The organism is Desulfonatronospira thiodismutans ASO3-1 (genome assembly GCF_000174435.1).
Lineage (GTDB): Bacteria > Desulfobacterota > Desulfovibrionia > Desulfovibrionales > Desulfonatronovibrionaceae > Desulfonatronospira > Desulfonatronospira thiodismutans.
Map to the genome: position 1 here is coordinate 357,829 of NZ_ACJN02000003.1, position 16,315 is coordinate 374,143.

General features: G+C 53.5%; 17 protein-coding genes. 11 read left to right on the forward strand and 6 right to left on the reverse strand.

The features are described from left to right. Nucleotides 1-6 precede the first annotated feature (6 nt). Together DTHIO_RS19950 and DTHIO_RS19955 are read right to left on the reverse strand one after the other, a co-directional pair. Nucleotides 7-627: an acyloxyacyl hydrolase gene (locus tag DTHIO_RS19950; RefSeq protein ID WP_008870836.1), complete on the reverse strand. Its 621-nt coding sequence runs from the start codon at nt 625-627 to the stop codon at nt 7-9. Then, nucleotides 602-1,738, reverse strand: a complete 1,137-nt coding sequence (locus DTHIO_RS19955) for a beta-ketoacyl synthase N-terminal-like domain-containing protein (protein ID WP_050775205.1) — start codon at nt 1,736-1,738, stop codon at nt 602-604. The genes DTHIO_RS19950 and DTHIO_RS19955 overlap by 26 nt, the downstream gene beginning before the upstream one ends. Nucleotides 1,739-2,339: 601 nt before the next feature. Here DTHIO_RS19955 and DTHIO_RS13585 point away from each other — a divergent pair. Further along, the gene (locus tag DTHIO_RS13585; protein WP_008870838.1) at nt 2,340-2,636 is read left to right on the forward strand and encodes a hypothetical protein; all 297 of its coding nucleotides are present in this window, start codon (nt 2,340-2,342) and stop codon (nt 2,634-2,636) included. 46 nt (nt 2,637-2,682) lie between these two features. Here DTHIO_RS13585 and DTHIO_RS13590 read toward each other — a convergent pair whose 3' ends face one another. From DTHIO_RS13590 to glgP, 4 genes are all read right to left on the reverse strand, one after another. Beyond that, the gene (locus DTHIO_RS13590; RefSeq protein WP_008870839.1) at nt 2,683-3,237 is read right to left on the reverse strand and encodes a shikimate kinase; all 555 of its coding nucleotides are present in this window, start codon (nt 3,235-3,237) and stop codon (nt 2,683-2,685) included. After that, on the reverse strand, nt 3,218-3,811 hold the full coding sequence (locus DTHIO_RS13595; protein ID WP_008870840.1) for a TrmH family RNA methyltransferase: 594 nt from the start codon (nt 3,809-3,811) through the stop codon (nt 3,218-3,220). The genes DTHIO_RS13590 and DTHIO_RS13595 overlap by 20 nt, the downstream gene beginning before the upstream one ends. 7 nt (nt 3,812-3,818) lie before the next feature. Beyond that, entirely contained in the window at nt 3,819-4,580 is a 762-nt protein-coding gene (locus tag DTHIO_RS13600; RefSeq protein ID WP_008870841.1) for a TlyA family RNA methyltransferase, read from the reverse strand. Nucleotides 4,581-4,696: 116 nt separating this feature from the next. Further along, entirely contained in the window at nt 4,697-7,258 is a 2,562-nt protein-coding gene (gene glgP, locus DTHIO_RS13605; RefSeq protein WP_008870842.1) for an alpha-glucan family phosphorylase, read from the reverse strand. Between the two features lie 248 nt (nt 7,259-7,506). On the opposite strand from glgP, the gene dut reads away from it, so the two are divergent. From dut to proC, 10 genes are all read left to right on the forward strand, one after another. Then, on the forward strand, nt 7,507-7,968 hold the full coding sequence (gene dut / locus DTHIO_RS13610) for a dUTP diphosphatase (RefSeq protein ID WP_008870843.1): 462 nt from the start codon (nt 7,507-7,509) through the stop codon (nt 7,966-7,968). 23 nt (nt 7,969-7,991) lie between these two features. Further along, nucleotides 7,992-9,185, forward strand: a complete 1,194-nt coding sequence (locus DTHIO_RS13615; RefSeq protein ID WP_008870844.1) for an aspartate aminotransferase family protein — start codon at nt 7,992-7,994, stop codon at nt 9,183-9,185. A 7-nt stretch (nt 9,186-9,192) separates the two neighbouring features. Continuing rightward, on the forward strand, nt 9,193-9,468 hold the full coding sequence (locus DTHIO_RS13620; protein WP_008870845.1) for a hypothetical protein: 276 nt from the start codon (nt 9,193-9,195) through the stop codon (nt 9,466-9,468). Beyond that, nucleotides 9,461-10,348, forward strand: coding sequence for a 50S ribosomal protein L11 methyltransferase (locus DTHIO_RS13625; RefSeq protein ID WP_008870846.1), 888 nt, complete (start codon nt 9,461-9,463; stop codon nt 10,346-10,348). Before DTHIO_RS13620 ends, DTHIO_RS13625 begins: the two co-directional genes overlap by 8 nt. Further along, nucleotides 10,314-10,961 carry an endonuclease III domain-containing protein gene (locus tag DTHIO_RS13630; protein WP_008870847.1) on the forward strand — a complete coding sequence of 216 codons (648 nt, stop codon included), beginning with the start codon at nt 10,314-10,316 and terminating at the stop codon, nt 10,959-10,961. Before DTHIO_RS13625 ends, DTHIO_RS13630 begins: the two co-directional genes overlap by 35 nt. A 29-nt stretch (nt 10,962-10,990) precedes the next feature. After that, on the forward strand, nt 10,991-12,175 hold the full coding sequence (locus DTHIO_RS13635; protein WP_208596422.1) for a murein hydrolase activator EnvC family protein: 1,185 nt from the start codon (nt 10,991-10,993) through the stop codon (nt 12,173-12,175). 255 nt (nt 12,176-12,430) lie between these two features. Beyond that, nucleotides 12,431-13,711 carry a S41 family peptidase gene (locus DTHIO_RS13640; RefSeq protein WP_008870849.1) on the forward strand — a complete coding sequence of 427 codons (1,281 nt, stop codon included), beginning with the start codon at nt 12,431-12,433 and terminating at the stop codon, nt 13,709-13,711. Nucleotides 13,712-13,789: 78 nt separating this feature from the next. Next, on the forward strand, nt 13,790-15,046 hold the full coding sequence (locus DTHIO_RS19960) for a divergent polysaccharide deacetylase family protein (protein ID WP_161598680.1): 1,257 nt from the start codon (nt 13,790-13,792) through the stop codon (nt 15,044-15,046). A gap of 30 nt (nt 15,047-15,076) precedes the next feature. Further along, nucleotides 15,077-15,496, forward strand: a complete 420-nt coding sequence (gene ndk / locus DTHIO_RS13650; RefSeq protein ID WP_008870851.1) for a nucleoside-diphosphate kinase — start codon at nt 15,077-15,079, stop codon at nt 15,494-15,496. After that, nucleotides 15,497-16,300: a pyrroline-5-carboxylate reductase gene (gene proC / locus DTHIO_RS13655; RefSeq protein WP_008870852.1), complete on the forward strand. Its 804-nt coding sequence runs from the start codon at nt 15,497-15,499 to the stop codon at nt 16,298-16,300. It abuts the gene before it with no gap. The last annotated feature ends 15 nt before the right edge of the window (nt 16,301-16,315 follow it).

The following is a 16,315-nucleotide window of genomic DNA, read 5'->3' on the forward strand; positions in this document are numbered from 1 at the left end:
CAGTGCTTAAAAAAACCATCCCATATTAATGACAAGGGAATTAACCCCTCGGTTATCACTGCTCAACCCTGCATTGGAAAGGTGATGTAAGCGAACGGACATCCAGGGCTGCAGGTTGTGGTCCCCGGCAAACTCAATCCCAACTCCTGCCTGAGGATTGAAATTCAATCGCGTGCCCTGCTCTTTGACCTTGTATTCTGTATAGATAAGCCCTACACCACCTTCAATATAAGGACGAACAAACCTGCTGCTCAAACCGTCAAGATAGTACAGGGCCAAAAATCCGACTGAAGCCAGAATCTCTGGAGGAGAACGCAGGGTTCCTCCCAGGCTGCCCTCCACCTTGAAACGCAGGGACTCAGGGGCTCTGTGGGGCCAGATGGCATCATAATCATAAAGAGCAAACCCGGTAACAGTGGCGAAGTCTCTGGCATCTGATGGATCATAGGCAAGTGCTACCCCAAGCCCCATTCCGTAACGTGGCTCTACAACCTCACTGCGTTCCTGTTCTTCAGCATTAGCCAGCCCGGGGGCAACAATCATGCTGAACACAGCAAAAAGACACAAAAGCGGTACATAAAGCCATGCATCACGCAATCTGTCAATCGACCAGTGTGACTGCGCCAAAATCACCCCCTTTCCCGATTTGCAAGCAGACTATCCCGGGATCCTGCTGCATACAGTTTTCTGCGATGGATGTACCTGGCTCCTCAGAGCATGGAAACAGTTGCCCCTGTTGTATTTTCAGCCCGGCAACAGCGAGGTCAAAGGCCTGGCTTGCGGGCAGTCCGCCGAAAATATGTGCATGCGCTGCTCCCTGTGAGCTTTGTCCGGGAATCAGATCGGCGTTGCTTTTGCAAGCAAGTTCTGAACCGCTGTTAAGAATCAGGGGTGCTGGTCCAGAAAATGATAAGCTGCATTCATGCCATCTGCCCTGCTGGATATCGGTGATGCAGCCATAATCATCGACTGTTTTTTCAGAAGACAAGAGAAAAAAAGCAGCACCCTCGCCCATAACACTCCCTTGATCATCCCCAGCGAGATTGCCCGAAATATCTTTGCTGCCAGGAACGCAAAGCCTCAGCCAGCTATAACCGCGCAATGCACAGTACTCATCAACTGCTCCAAAAAGAACATAATCAACCCTGTTTTCCAGCAGCCACTGCCTGGCTGTAATCAACCCCGAAGAAACAGACAGTTCAAACTGGCTGACAGTGAGACTCGGCCCGGTGATGTTCAGGAGAATCGAAATGTGTGCAGCAGCTGCATTGTGCACAGAATTGGAAAAATATGTAGGAGAGGCGCAGGCATCGCCGTCATTGATCACAGAATCCAGAAAGGAAAAAGTGGTTGCCGCGGCACCGTAGCTCGTGGCAATTACAATACCCATTCTTTCCCGGGGGTTATCCAGCATGCCTGCGTCTTCCAGGGCCAGAAACGACCCGAGCACAGCCATGCGTGAATAATGGTCAATACGACGCAACACTTTCCTGGGCAGATATCTGCCCAAAGCACCTGTATCCGCGGTCGCGACAGGCAGGTCTTTCTGTGCATTGTCCAGGTCATGGCTGGTAAAAGAAGTTTCTGCCGCCCTGTCTTCCTCCAGAGCCTTCCTCAGATCATGCACGCCTGTGCCGAAGCTGCCCAGAACTCCTATACCCCGGATATAGACAGGCAAAAATGCCGCTCCTGAAGAGCCTGCATCTGCCTGATAGGTTTGCTTTGAATAACAGGTCATTTCTTCTGCTGGATAAGTATACGTTGTGCAGGCTGCTCAGGCAAAAAATATTGTATGCCCCTGCTGCCACATGAATGTTTAGCCGGCATCTTCAGCTATTGCAATGCCGTCTGACTTTGCAAATAACCATTGATGATTATTATAAGTATAATCTGGCACAAACATAGTGAACTTGTCAATGTATTGATTATTGCGATCAGGTCAGTACTGGCCGAATATCTGGATTTCATCCGGGAAAATGCATCCCGGCTGGAAGCTTGCAGGTGCAGAATTCAGATGTGATTTTTTTGAGAACTTTGCCGCCGGATCAATGACACAGCCCCGGGTTGTTTGCTTGTCTGTCGGACTGCTTTTTCTTCACTCTGGCACAGGACCGCACTTGAATCCATGAGAGACGTCTTGTCCTGGACATTTTCTCTTGCCTGTAGGGAGCCCTGCAGCATGATTTTGAGTTGTGCCCGACAGTTTTTTACAGTATATTGTCACTGATAGCCAGCCTGTTAAGGCAACAATGAACAACATCTGCCAATGCCTTCGGGAAAACCCATGAACAGACATCAGAAGATGCGAAAATGATGGATATGCCATCTGCTGAGCCATTATGACCCTCTGGACCATTGCCTCTCTGGCCATTCTTCTAGGTATTGCACTTGCACTGCTGGGCATCAAGGTCAGGCGCTCCGCACGCATGCATGAAATGTTTTTTCCTGGACTGCAGACAGGTAAAAAAAGCTCGAAAAAAGAGCAGGAACTAGCAAAAAGACTTCTCGGCCTGGTACATGGACGCGAAGATGTGGCCCGCAGGCTTGTTGAGCTGGAGCAGTCCAGGAATCCTGAAAAATCCAGAAAATGGTGTCTGAACAAGGCTATAGAGTCCTTGAAGAGAGAACGCAGATAACAGCCGGACCCTGCAGGCTCTGCTGTATCCGGGAAAATCCCGCCTTTCACTGCCCTTCCTGCTTTTTGTCCACATAGACCCGGTAAACTTCTTCAGCCAGCAGTTCCAGGGGCTGGTCCGCAGCAAGGACAATATCCGCGCACTCCATGTAAAGTTTCTGGCGTTTTTCCAGTGTAGCGCGTATCTCTTCCCTGAAATCCAGATCCGAAAGCGCCGGTCTCTGTCCCGGTTTGGGATCCTCTGCAAGTCTGGAACAGATAAGATCAGCTTCTGCCTGCAGATACACCGTCAAATGCCGAAAATCTTTAAGCAGTTCCCTGTTGGCACTTCCCAGCACTACCCCGCCGCCGGTGGCTACTACCATGGGCCCGGACCCGGCCGTGCGCTGCAGGAACTTGCTCTCCAGGTCCCTGAAATACTCCCAGCCCTGGCCCGAGACTATCTCCTGAATGCTTTGCCCCTGTTCCTCCTGCAGGGCCTTATCCGCGTCCACGGCCTTAAGTCCTGTCCTGCCGGCAATATCCTCAGCCAGCGTGGTCTTGCCGCTGGCCCTGGGTCCGATAAGATAAATATTGCCTTTTTTATTTCTGAATCCACTCATGGTATAATTCATCCTGTCTGTCCCCGGGCAGAGCCCTTTCTTCCAGGAGCCCGGCCTGGTGCCTTTGCCTGAAGGCCTCGTAAAGAATAACAGCCGCCGCCACGGATACATTCAGGCTTTGGACCATGCCCTGCATGGGAATGTATATTTCCTGGGCCACCATCTGTTCCAGGTCTTCCTGGACCCCGCTGTGCTCGTTTCCGAGTATTACAGCTGTAGGCCGGGTAAAGTCCCACTCAGGCAGGGATATGGACTGCGGCCCGAATCCGGTACGAATCAGGCAAAGGCCCTGCCCCTCCAGCCTTTGCACCATTTCCCCGGCATCCCTGTGTCTTATGCGCCTGACCCACTTGCGGGCCGAGGCCGAAGATTTTCTGCCCACCTCCGGAAATGGCTGGCCCACGTATAAAAGATGCACGTCCGGGACTGCAAAGGCGTCACAGCTGCGCAGGATGGCTGAAACGTTGTGCGGGTCATGGATATTGTTCATGACCAGGGTCAGGTCTCTTTGCCTTCTGCAAAGGACATCCTTTATCCTTAGCTTTCTTCTGTCTGTTCTGGGAGTATCTTTCATGGCGGGTTTAACGGGTATAAGACTCGTGGCGAAAGCAGACCAGATGCTCCTGGTTGCCCCTGGGCCCCTTTATCCTGGAAAGAGTCCAGCCATTAAGCACAAGATCCAGTTCTTTGGTGACTGCATCAATCACCCCCTGCACAGCCTTGCTTGCAGCCTCGAAAGATCTGACCACTCCCTTTACGGTCTGCCCCCTGCCCACTTCAAACTGGGGCTTGACCAGGGCGATGACCAGCGCCTCCTGCTGCAGAAAAGGCATCACGCAGGGCATAACCTGCTTAAGAGAGATAAAGGAGCAGTCTATGGCGGCCAGGTGGACCTTTTCCGGCAAAAGGGAGGCCGGAGCCTTGCGGATATTTATCTGTTCCAGGCAGACCACCCTGGGATCCTGTCTCAGTTTCCAGTGCAGCTGCCCTGTACCCACGTCCAGGGCGTAAACCCGAAGCGCTCCCATCTGCAGCATGCAGTCAGTAAATCCGCCGGTGGAAGCGCCCACATCCAGGCAGACCCTGTCCTGAACCCTGATTTCAAAATCTTCCAGAGCGCCCAGAAGTTTTTCCCCGCCCCGGCTTACAAAACGCTCAGGCTGCTGCACCCTTAAGACCGAGTCTTCAGGTAGTGCCTGTCCCGGCTTTTCCACCCGAACTTCCCGGTCTTCCAGGTTCAGGTAGACCTGCCCGGCCATGATCAGCCTTTTGGCTGCTTCCTTAGATTCAGCCAGGCCCTGTTCATGCAGCAGCAGGTCTGCCCGGTATTTTCTGGAACGCATGCTCTTTAAGGAAGTGGAGGGCTTCCTGTCGCAGACAGGAGTTTCACCGGGGCTCTAACCATGCCCCATACCCCATGCCCCATGCCCCATGCTCCGTGCGCCATGCCCCATGCTCCTCACGCCCAGTGTATCAGGCCCAGGCAGTGGGGATCCAGAAGCAGGGAGTGGTAGGGCAGAATACGCACGGTATACCCGAAGCGCCCGGTCTCGAAAGTTTCCAGTTTACCCTCGTAGAGGATCCAGCCGTCATCAAGCTTCTTTTTCTGCTGCATGAGAACCGTCTTGCGGCTGAGGAAACTGCCGTCCATGTCCACATCACCGGCGTATATCTCCACCTGGATGTCCTCGGTTGACAGTCCATTGACATCTATTTCGGCACTTACGGTTATTTCATCCCCGGCATACAGCTCATCCTCAGCCGCTGCCCGGACATTGCGGATCTGGACGCTGCCCCACTTGGTCATAAGCTCCATTCTCCAGTCCGCCAGTGACTTGGCCTTTTCAAAGTTGTTCTTTTCCAGGGCCATAAAGTTCTTGTAGGCCGGGAGATACGCAGTCTCCACATAGTCTTCAACCATGCGGTGCGAACTGAACTGCGGGGCCAGGTCCCGCAGGCCGTTTTTCATCTTGCGCACCCATTCCGTGGGCAGGCTGCCATGCCTGCGGTCGTAAAATGTGGGCACAATTTCCTTTTCCAGGACGTTGTAAAGGTAGTGACTCTCCACAAGGTCCTGGTATTCCTGGTCGGAATAGCTCTCCCCCATACCTATGGCCCAACCGTAGCGGTTGTCCGTGGTATAGGCCTCGTCCCACCAGCCGTCCAGGGTACTGAAGTTGAGCACCCCGTTGGCCACGGCTTTCATTCCGCTGGTGCCGCAGGCCTCCAGAGGACGTTTGGGGTTGTTAAGCCACACATCGCACCCCTGCAGCATGTAGCTTGCAATCTCCATATCGTAGTCTTCCAGGAAAACAAGGCGGTGGCTTAAATCTGCCTCCCGGGCGTGCTGCACGATCTGCTGAATGATCTTCTTGCCTTCCACGTCCTTGGGGTGGGCTTTGCCTGCAAATATGAACTGCACCGGATATTTTTCGTGGTTAACGATTTCCAGAAGTCTTTTGACATCGGTCAAAAGCAGGTTGGCCCTTTTGTAGGTGGCGAATCTGCGGGCAAACCCTATGGTCAGAGCACTGGGATCCAGGGCTTCCTCGGCCAGGTGCAGCTCGCTGCGTCTGCCGCCGCGGGCCACGGTCTGCTCCTTGAGCCTGTAGCGCACGTAATCAACCAGTCTTTCCCGGAGCCGCTCGTGGGTTCTCCAGAGTTCTGAATCGGGTATGGCCTGAGATTGCTTCCAGACCCTCTGGCAGTCGGGGTCCTCCCTCCAGTCGGATCCCAGGTAGCGGTCGAAAAGATAAGACATATCCGGGGCTATCCAGGTGGTGATATGGATGCCGTTGGTAATGGCTCCGATGGGCACGTCATCCACGGGGTACTGGGGCCAGACTTTCTTCCACATGTTTCTGGAAACAGTGCCGTGCAGCTGGCTCACCCCATTATTAAACCTTGACAAACGCAAAGCCAGCACGGTCATACAGAAATGCTCCTGGTCGTCCCGGGGATCCTCCCTGCCCAGGGCCATGAAGACCTTGAAGGCCAGGCCCAGTTCCCGGGCATAGGGCTCAAAATATTTATGCATCAGGTCCGGGGCGAAACGGTCGTTGCCGGCAGGCACTGGAGTATGTGTGGTGAATACGCTGCTTGAGGCCACCAGCTCGGTGGCAGCCTCAAAGGACATGCCATGATCCTGCATGAAGAGCTTGATCCTCTCCAGGCCGGCAAAAGCTGAATGGCCTTCGTTCATATGGATCACTCTGGGATTAAGGTCCATGGCATGCATGGCCCTTAAGCCTCCAATGCCCAGGACGATTTCCTGCTTGATGCGCATTTCCCAGTCACCACCGTAAAGCTGGGCAGTGATCTCCCGGTCCTGGGGTTCATTTTCGCTTATATTGGTATCAAGAAGATACAGATCAATACGGCCGATATTGGCTTTCCAGACCCGCATGCTGACCTTGCGCTCCACCAGGTCCACCTGGACGGTCAAGGGGCTGCCGTCCTTGTTCCTGACCAGGGTCAGGGGCATCTGCTCGAAATCATTGACCGGGTATCTCTCCTGCTGCCATCCGTCATTGGTGAGGTACTGCCGGAAATAACCGTTCTGGTAACACATGCCGACAGCCACTAAGGGAAGGTTTAAATCACTGGCTGACTTTAAGTGGTCGCCTGCAAGCACACCCAGGCCTCCGGAGTAAATGGGCAGGGAAAGGCTTATGCCGTACTCGGCGCTGAAATAGGCCACCACCGGTTCTCCACCGCTTTTCTCAAATTCGAAGGAGGTCTTGGTGCTGGCTTTGTAGTTGTCCAGGCTGGCCTTGACCTGGTGCAGCCTGTCCCGGAAAAATTCGTCTCCGGCCAGATCTTCCAGAGTCTCCTTAGGCAAAAGATTTAAAAACTTCACCGGGTTCTGCCCGCTCTTGTGCCAGAGCTGATAATCTATCCGGCTGAAAAGCTCACTGATCTCGTGTTTCCATGAAAACCAGAAATTAAAGGCCAGCTCCCACAGCGGGGCCAGCTCCCCGGGCAGTCTGGGTATGACGTTGTATACTTTTAATGGCCGCATGCATATCCTCCGCTTTTTTTAATGAAATATAGTCCGGTAAACATTACCATATTAAAAAGGGTCTGCAGGCGCAGACAACCTCCCTTAATTTCTTGCCACCGTCTTGCCACCCATCAATGCAAATTGCAAGGCTCAATTAAACCTTGCAGGATAAACCCTCAGCAGGTATCTTTTTCTGAGGTCAGAAGTCAGAGGTCAGAGGACGTCGCTAAAGTCCATTGAATCAACTTGAAAAACATTAAGAGAATATGCACAACCACATCACCGTCAAAATCAAATTTCTTCCCCACTCCGAGCCTGGTGAAAATGGTCTTGAATATGCAACATCCGGTTCCGCCGGAGTGGATCTGAAAGCCTGGATCCAGGAAAACGAGATAACCCTCGCCCCTGGGCAGAGACATCCCTTTCCCGCCGGAGTGGCCCTGGAGATCAACGAACCCTCTGTGGCCGGCTTTGTTTTTTCCCGCAGCGGCCTGGGCACCAAACAGGGACTGGTGGTCAGTCAGGGGGTGGGCGTCATCGACCCGGACTACCGCGGGGAAATCATCGTCTCATTACTGAATAATTCCGGGGAACCAAAGACTGTTGCCAGGGGACAGCGCATAGCCCAGCTGATCTTCATGCCCTGGTTCAAGGCCCGGTTTGAAGAAGTTTCGGAACTGTCCCGGACCTCCAGGGGCGCCGGAGGATTCGGTCATTCCGGAGAGTGATGCCTCATCAAGGAGTAACAGAAATGGAAAACACCAGTTTAGAGCAAAAAACAGAAAAATACCTCTGCCCAACCTACGCCCGCTACCCTCTGGCGGTGAAAACTGCTTCGGGCTGCAGGCTTTACGATTTTCAGGGCCGGGAGTACATTGATCTTCTGGCCGGCATATCCGTGTGCAACCTGGGCCACTCTCACCCCGAAATCGTGCAGGCCATCTGCAGCCAGGCAGGCAAACTGGTTCACACAAGCAATCTCTTTTACCAGGAAGAACAGGTCCTTCTATCTGAAAAACTGGTTGAGACCTGCCACTTAGACAAGGTATTCTTCTGCAACTCCGGGGCTGAGGCCAATGAGGCCGCAATAAAACTAATGCGGCGCTATATGAGCCGGGTCAGGGGTGAAAACCGCCATGAACTCATCACCTTTTCCGGGTCCTTTCACGGCAGAACCCTGGCCACCATGACAGCCACCGGCCAGGACAAGATCAAGGAAGGCTTCGCCCCTCTTCCTGAAGGGTTCAGACATGTCCCCTTAAACGATGTTCAGGCCCTGGAGGATGCGGTGAATGAAAACACCGCAGCCATAATGGCTGAATGCATCCAGGGCGAAGGCGGCATAAAACTTATGTCTCCGGAATTCAAGAAAAAAATCAACGAGCTTCAAAGAAGCCGGGATATTTTGCTCATAGTGGACGAGATCCAGACAGGCATGGGACGAACCGGTTCTCTGTGGGCCTTTGAGCAGGAGGGCCTGGAGCCGGACATGTTTACATCCTCCAAGGCCCTGGCCGCGGGCCTGCCCATGGGAGCCCTGCTGGCCAGGGAGGAAGTCGCTTCGGCCTTTGGTCCTGGCAGTCACGGGACAACCTTTGGAGGCGGTCCACTGCCCTCTGTTGCCGCTCTCAAGTCCCTGGAAATAATCCAGCGCGACGGACTGTTGGACTACTGCCGGGACCTGGGGCAGTGGGCCGCAAATCGCTTTCGGGAAACAGGCCGCAAATGCCCCGGCACCATCAGGGAAGTAAGGGGCAGAGGGCTCATGCTGGGCATTGAGCTGGAGTTTCCGGGCAAGGATGTATGGCAGGCCCTGCTTGACAGGGGATTCGTGCTCAACCTGACCCAGGAAAGCGTGCTCAGGCTTTTGCCACCCCTGACAATAACCGGGCAGGACCTGGAGCAATTCGCTCTGGCCCTGGAGCAGGTACTGCAAAAACACTGACCAGGTCATGCAAGACAGCAATCATATGCAACAGGCCCGTGTCACGGGCATAAAAACAGCAGAACGTCTGGACCTCACCCCGCAGTGGGTGCGGCGGATACGGGTTGCCGGAGATTCCCTGAAAAAAGCCGTGCAGACGCTGCCCCGCGGAGTTCTAACCCCGGCTGTTATAACCCGTCAGGACATGTGGGAAATCAAGCACCACATGCTCATGCATGAAAAGCTCAGGGCCAGGCCGGTGCCGGAGCTGTGCCCGGGAAGGATAATAAAAAAATATGTTTAAACTGAAAATCAAAGCCGGCCCGGATGAAAAAGAGGCTCTGGAATCCCTTTTGTACGAGCACATTTCCTGGGGATGGGAGGAAGAGGAGCTTCCGGGACAGGCCCTGGTGTTCGACATTTATTTCCACCAGGAGGACGCCGGGCACCGGTTCAAAGAAGTGTCCCGGTCAATGTGCCCGCATATAGAGATCATGGAGGAAACAGTTCCTGTTCAGGACTGGAACAATGCCTGGAAGGACTTTTTCACCCCCATTGAGGTGGACCAGAGATTTGTGGTTCTGCCGGACTGGCTGCAACATGAAAAACAGGCGGCTGTCCCCATAATCATCACCCCCAAAATGGCTTTCGGGACCGGGCATCACGCCACGACATACCTCTGCCTGCGGGCTGTATCCCGTCTATGGGATCTGGGGTATTTGAAAAGCGGGCAAAATTTTCTGGACCTGGGGACCGGATCGGGCATCCTGGGCATTGCCTGCTCCAGGCTGGGCATGAGCGGGCTGGGAGTGGACATTGATCCTGTAGCCGTGGAAAATGCCCAGGAAAATACACGGATAAACAGGGTCGGGGAAATGTTTGAGGTGCGCGAGGGAGGCCTTTCCTCTCTCAGGCCTGACCAGAAGTTCAACCTGATCCTGGGCAACATACTGTCCTCCACACTGAAACAGCTGGCCCCGGACATCATCAAACACCTGGACGACTCCGCTATTCTTGTTCTGTCCGGGATCCTGACGGACCAGGCATCAAGTGTGGAAGAAAGATACGAGGCTCTGGGCCTGGGCCGTCCGGCCCGCCTGAATATGCAGGAATGGTCGGCCCTGGTCTGGGCCGGGGGGAAAGACAGCCGTGAGCAGCTCAACCTTGTTGATGCACTTTTATGAAACCCTCCTTGCTTCTCTTGGGCCAAGCCAGTGGTGGCCGGGAGAGACTCCTTTTGAAATCTGCGTGGGGGCTGTTCTGACTCAGAACACCAACTGGTCCAATGTTCAAAAGGCCATTAACAACCTGAAAAGCCGCGACCTGCTGCACCCCGAAAAAATGGCCTCTCTGGACGACGAGTTACTGGCCGAACTCATCAGGCCATCGGGCTATTTCAGGATAAAGGCCCGCAGGCTCAAGAATCTGCTGGAGTTTCTGCGCCTGGAATGCGCTTATCATCTCCCGGATCTGTCCAGCCAGGACCTGCAGCAGCTCAGAGACAAACTGCTGCAGGTAAAAGGCATAGGCCCGGAAACAGCTGACAGTATCCTGCTGTATGCCCTGGAAAAGCCAAGCTTTGTAGTGGACGCCTATACCAGTCGCATACTCAACAGGCATTTGCTGGTACATGAAGATATCGATTATCATGAACTCAGAGATTTTTTCATGGACCGCCTGCCCAGGGATGTGGCACTATACAACGAATACCACGCCCTGCTGGTGCGAACCGGCAAAAAGTGGTGCAACAAGAACAACCCCCGGTGCGACGGATGTCCGCTGGGATCGTATTTATAGTAAATACCAGGGTGACAACTATTTATCTCTTGAACAAAAATCTTTTCCCGGGAGTTCTAAATACCATTGACAAGGCTCCTGCCGGTATAAAAAATACAGCAGGCATGCTTCCAGGCTTTTCTTTGCTGATCATTTTGCTGCTGTGTTTTATCATGCTCCCCGGGCCCGCTCCGGCCTCTCATCCCGAGGATATTGAATCCGAAATTGAAAGCCGCAGGGAAGAGGTCAGCGAACATAAACGCACCCTGGATCGCCTGAGTACCAGGGAAAGAGAAGTCTATTCCCGGCTGGCCGAAACTGAAGACAGGCTGGACGAAATCTCCAGGGATCTGCAAAACCAGGAAGAGAAGCTGGCAGACCTGCAGGCCAGGGAAGCAAGGATATTCCAGGAATACCAGGATCTCAGCCGGGAAAGGGACAAAACCAGGTCCAGGGCCCGAGACATCATGGCCGACCTGTGGCCCATATACATAGAAAGCCGCAGTCAGGGACTGGCCGATATGCAGGACTGGGCCGAAATGGACCGTCAGGTTCAATGGCTGAGGGCCATCCACCAGGAAATGAACATCACCCTGGCCCGGCTGCATGAGCAGACCAGGCAGATCACGGGGAGGCTGGCTGATCTGCAGAGCGCCAAGGAGGATTTCGAGGATCAGCTTGGAGATGTCAACGCGCTGAAAGACCGGCTGCTGGAAAAAAAGCTGAAATTTGTCCGGGAACTCCAGGAAATAAGGGCTGAAAAACTGGCCAGGGAAGAGATGGTGGAAGAAATCATGGATGTAATCGAATCCTTGAACTACCGTCTCAAGGTGGTTACCGAAAGAGAATTTGAGGAACTTAAAGGACATCTGCCATGGCCTGCCAGCGGCGAAGTCAAGATGTCCTTCAGTCCTTCGGACAGCCCTCCCCACAACGGCAAGAGCATTTCCCTGGAGGAGAATGCACCGGTCAGGGCCATTTCATGGGGCAAAGTAGTGCATAATGATACCTTGCGCGGTTTCGGCAGAGTGGTTATTATTTTTCATGGAGATGACTACTACTCGCTTTATGCCTACCTGTCCGAAAGCACCGTCGCCATAGGCCAGGATGTGGAACAGGGTGAAACCATCGGCAAGGCAGGATATTACCCGGAAATAAATACTCATGGCATATATTTTGAATTGCGTTTACAGCAAAAACCTATTAATCCTGATGACTGGTTGAGCAAGTCATGACAGCTCTTCCAGCCTTGAGATGTGTCTGCAAAAAATTAACAAAAACGTATCATGTCAGCGCTTTTAAGGAAAGCAGGGGACAGGCACCCCCGCACTTATTTTTCTGTAGGCTGATTGACGGGTTTTAAAAATAAGTGCGGGGAGAGCCAGTCCCCATGCCACATGCAAAGCGCTGACATGATACACAAAAACAGCTGATCACCAAAGCTTGATATGCTTTGCCATACCCCAAACAAAAATATTCTGGAGGCAATAATGCGTATAAACCACCTGATAGGTACAATTGCAATTCTGCTGCTCCTTACTGTTGCCCCCTGGACCAGCCAGGCCAGGGACAACGATATGGACAGCCTCAAAATGTTCAGTGAGGTCCTGCATCTCATTGAAGACAACTATGTAGAAGAAAAAGACCGGGAGGATCTCATCCGGGGAGCCATCCAGGGGATGCTGCGCAACCTTGATCCCCACTCCTCCTACGTAGACCTGGATCAGCTCAGGATGATGCAGGAGGATTTTGAAGGCAAGTTCGGAGGCATAGGCATCCAGATAGGCATCCGGGACGGCAATCTTGTGGTCATCTCACCCATAGAGGGCACACCGGCCTACGAAGCAGGTCTTGAACCCGGGGACGTGATCATGGAAATTGAAGGGGAGCCCACCCAGGACATGGCCCTTACAGACGCAGTAAACAAAATCCGCGGCCCCAAGGGGGAGCCCGTAGAACTGACCATCCTCTCTGAAGGCTCTCAGAGCCCTGAAAAAGTAAAAATCGTGCGCGACGATATACCGGTGCACTCAGTCAAAAGCCAGGAACTGGAATCAGGATACCTGCACCTGCGCATCACTGACTTCAAGGCCACCACCACCGAAGACCTCAAGGAGGAAATCCGCAAGTACTCTTCGGAAAAAGAGATCAAGGGCATTGTTCTGGACCTTAGAAACAACCCCGGAGGCCTCCTGGACCAGGCTGTTTCAGTTTCCGACATCTTCCTGGATGACGGACTCATCGTCTATACCCAGGGCCGCGAAGAAGCGCAGCGCAAGGACTATTCAGCCACCAGCAGCGCCGAGGACGTTACTTCCCCCATGGTGGTCCTCATCAACGCCGGATCTGCCTCAGGTTCTGAAATCGTGGCCGGGGCCCTGCAGGACAGGAACCGTGCCCTGCTGCTTGGGGAGCCCACCTTCGGCAAGGGTTCGGTGCAAAGCATCCTCCCCGTGGCTGACGGGTCGGCCATCAAACTGACCATAGCCAACTACTACACTCCCGACGGACGCTCCATTGAAGCCGAAGGTGTAGCACCGGACATTCATATTCCCCACCGGGTTGATGCAGTTGATGAAGATGAACAGCAGCAGGAAATGCAGGAATCCATGATGCAGTTTCACATTGATCAGCCGGATGAAAGGCCTGACGACGAGGAAGAACGCTATTCCGAGGAAGTGCAGAAACTGCTGGATGAGGACAACCAGTTGCGCATGGCCCTGGAACTGCTGCGTTCCATGCCCAGAATACAGGAACTGAGCTACAACTGATCAACAAGACCCATGGCCTCCTCCGGCAAAAATAAAACCGGTTCCCAAAAAAAAGCTGCTCCCCGGAAAAATTTCCCCTTGGGATATTTTTTCTGGGGTGCAGCAACCGTCATCACCCTTGTGTCCTTACTGGGAATCCTGCTTCTGCCTCCCAAAAAACAGTCTGCAGATACCAGCTCAGAAACACTTGCTCAAAAAAAAGAACAAGTTACCCACACTTCTTCTGACCCCGGCAAGACCCTGACTGCCACAGACAGAAAGTTTACCTACGAGGAAAAAGTGGGTACCGGTTTCGAGCAGAGAGTCTGGGAGGCTGATATGGCCATTTTGAATGTACTGGACAGGATGGGCAAGGATCAGGGCCATATCCTTCGCAACCGCGTGGACAACCGTTTTTTTTACGGCACTCCCTTCAATTTCCAGGAAATGTTTATTTATACCGATGACAGGCAAAAACAGTTCATCCGGCAGCTGGAAAAAGTCCTGGACAGCTTTGTAGCCAACGCGGAGATCAAGCCTCAGGATCCCAAGCGTCAGAAGTGGGCCATAAACATTTCAGGACATACCACTCACGTTCTGCACCTGGGCATTCAAAAGCCGGACAGGCAGAAGGGATCGGGCAGTCTGGTCATCATCATAGACGATCTTGGAGAATGTCTGGAGTTTGCCAGGAAGCTCGCTGAACTTAATTTTCCGGTAACATACTCCATTCTTCCCTACCTGCACAAGACGGAAGAAGTAGCGGAATTCGCATCAAAAAAAGATTTCGAGGTCATGCTGCACATGCCCATGGAGCCGGATACATACCACCGGGGAGTAGAACCGGGCCCGGGCGCTCTTTTTGTGGACATGACCCCCCGGGAAATAAGACGTCAGCTTGTGCACAGCCTGGAGCAGGTGCCTCAGGCCACAGGGATGAACAATCACATGGGGTCGGCCTTTACCCGGCATTACGAGGGAATGCAGGTAGTCTTTGAAGAGCTTGAAAAAAGGGACATGTTCTTTCTGGACAGCGTAACCACTCCAGACAGCGTTGCCCGGCGTCTGGCACGGGAAACCGGCCTGGATTTCATGCAGCGCCATGTCTTTCTGGATAATGTCCGGAGCATCCAGGCCATTACCTACCAGTTGCAGAAGGCGGAGCAGCTGGCTTCCAGGCACGGCATGGCCGTGGCCATAGGGCACCCGTATCCGGAAACGCTTGAAGCCCTGCAACAGTGGAGCAAAAACAGGGACGCAAAAATAAACATGGCCAGTGTGGACGAACTGTTGCTTCAGCAGAGAATCCGGGCCGTTTCCTCATCCAGTGACGGCCATACAGCCAGTGCAGATTAAATAAGATACTTAAAATAAAAAGGAGAAAAAATGACTCAGAGGACACTTTCCATCATCAAACCGGATGCAGTACAAAGAAACCTGCAGGGTGCAATCATGAAAATGATTCAGGACAGCGGCCTGAAAATCGTGGCCATGAAAATGCTGCGCCTGAGCAAGGATGAAGCCCGGGGCTTCTACGATGTACATAAGGACAGGCCTTTTTTTGACAGCCTTACCGACTACATGTCTTCGGGACCAATAGTCGTCAGCATCCTGGAAGGAGAAAACGGCATCGACAAATACCGGGAGATCATGGGGGCCACCAACCCGGAAAATGCGCAGGAAGGCACCATCCGCAAGGCCTATGCCCTGGATATAGAAAAAAACTCGGTACACGGCTCTGATGCCCCGGAAACAGCACAGGTGGAAATGGCCTATTTTTTCAGTAAAATGGAGATGGTGGGTTAGATGAAAGCGCGTCTTGGACTTATCGGTACAGGCAATATGGGCGGGGCCATGGTCCAGGGCCTTGCTCATCGGCAGGATCTCGAACTGCACGGCTATGATCCGGACAAATCATGCCTGGAGCGCCTGGGCCGTGAATGCGGCTTGAAGCAACAGCCCGGTCCTGCAGAGCTGGCCAGGGACTGCGATTATGTAGTGCTGGCGGTCAAGCCGGGTCTTGCGCCCGCTGTGGCGGCAGAAATATCCTCAAGCCTGGACCGGTCCAAATGCCTCATCTCAGTGGCAGCCGGGGTGAAAACCGGAGACCTTGCCTTCTGGAGCAACAAGGCCTGTCCGGTGGTCAGGGTAATGCCCAACACTCCGGCCCTGGTTGGACGCGGCGTGTTCGCCCTCTGCCTGGAGGATGACACCCTTTCCCCGGAACAGGCCGGGTTTATTCAGGGTCTTTTCCAGGACCTGGGCCAGGTGCACGTGCTTCCGGAAAAATCCTTTGATGCCTTTACCGCCCTTATCGGGTCCGGTCCAGCCTATGTATACTATTTCATGGAAAGCATGGTGGATGCCGGGGTGTATATGGGTCTTGGCAGAGCCCAGGCCACGGAGATGGTTTTGGAGCTTTTTGCAGGCTCGGCCCATATGGCCCACAAGGAAAAATGTCATATCACCCAGCTGAAGGAGATGGTCACTTCCCCCGGAGGTACCACCACAGCCGGGCTGGGAGCACTGGAAAAAAGAGCGGTCAAGGCCGCTGTCCTGAAAGCAGTACAGGAGGCCGCCCGCCGCAGCAGGGAACTTGGCGGCAAGTAAACGCCGCAGCCCTGT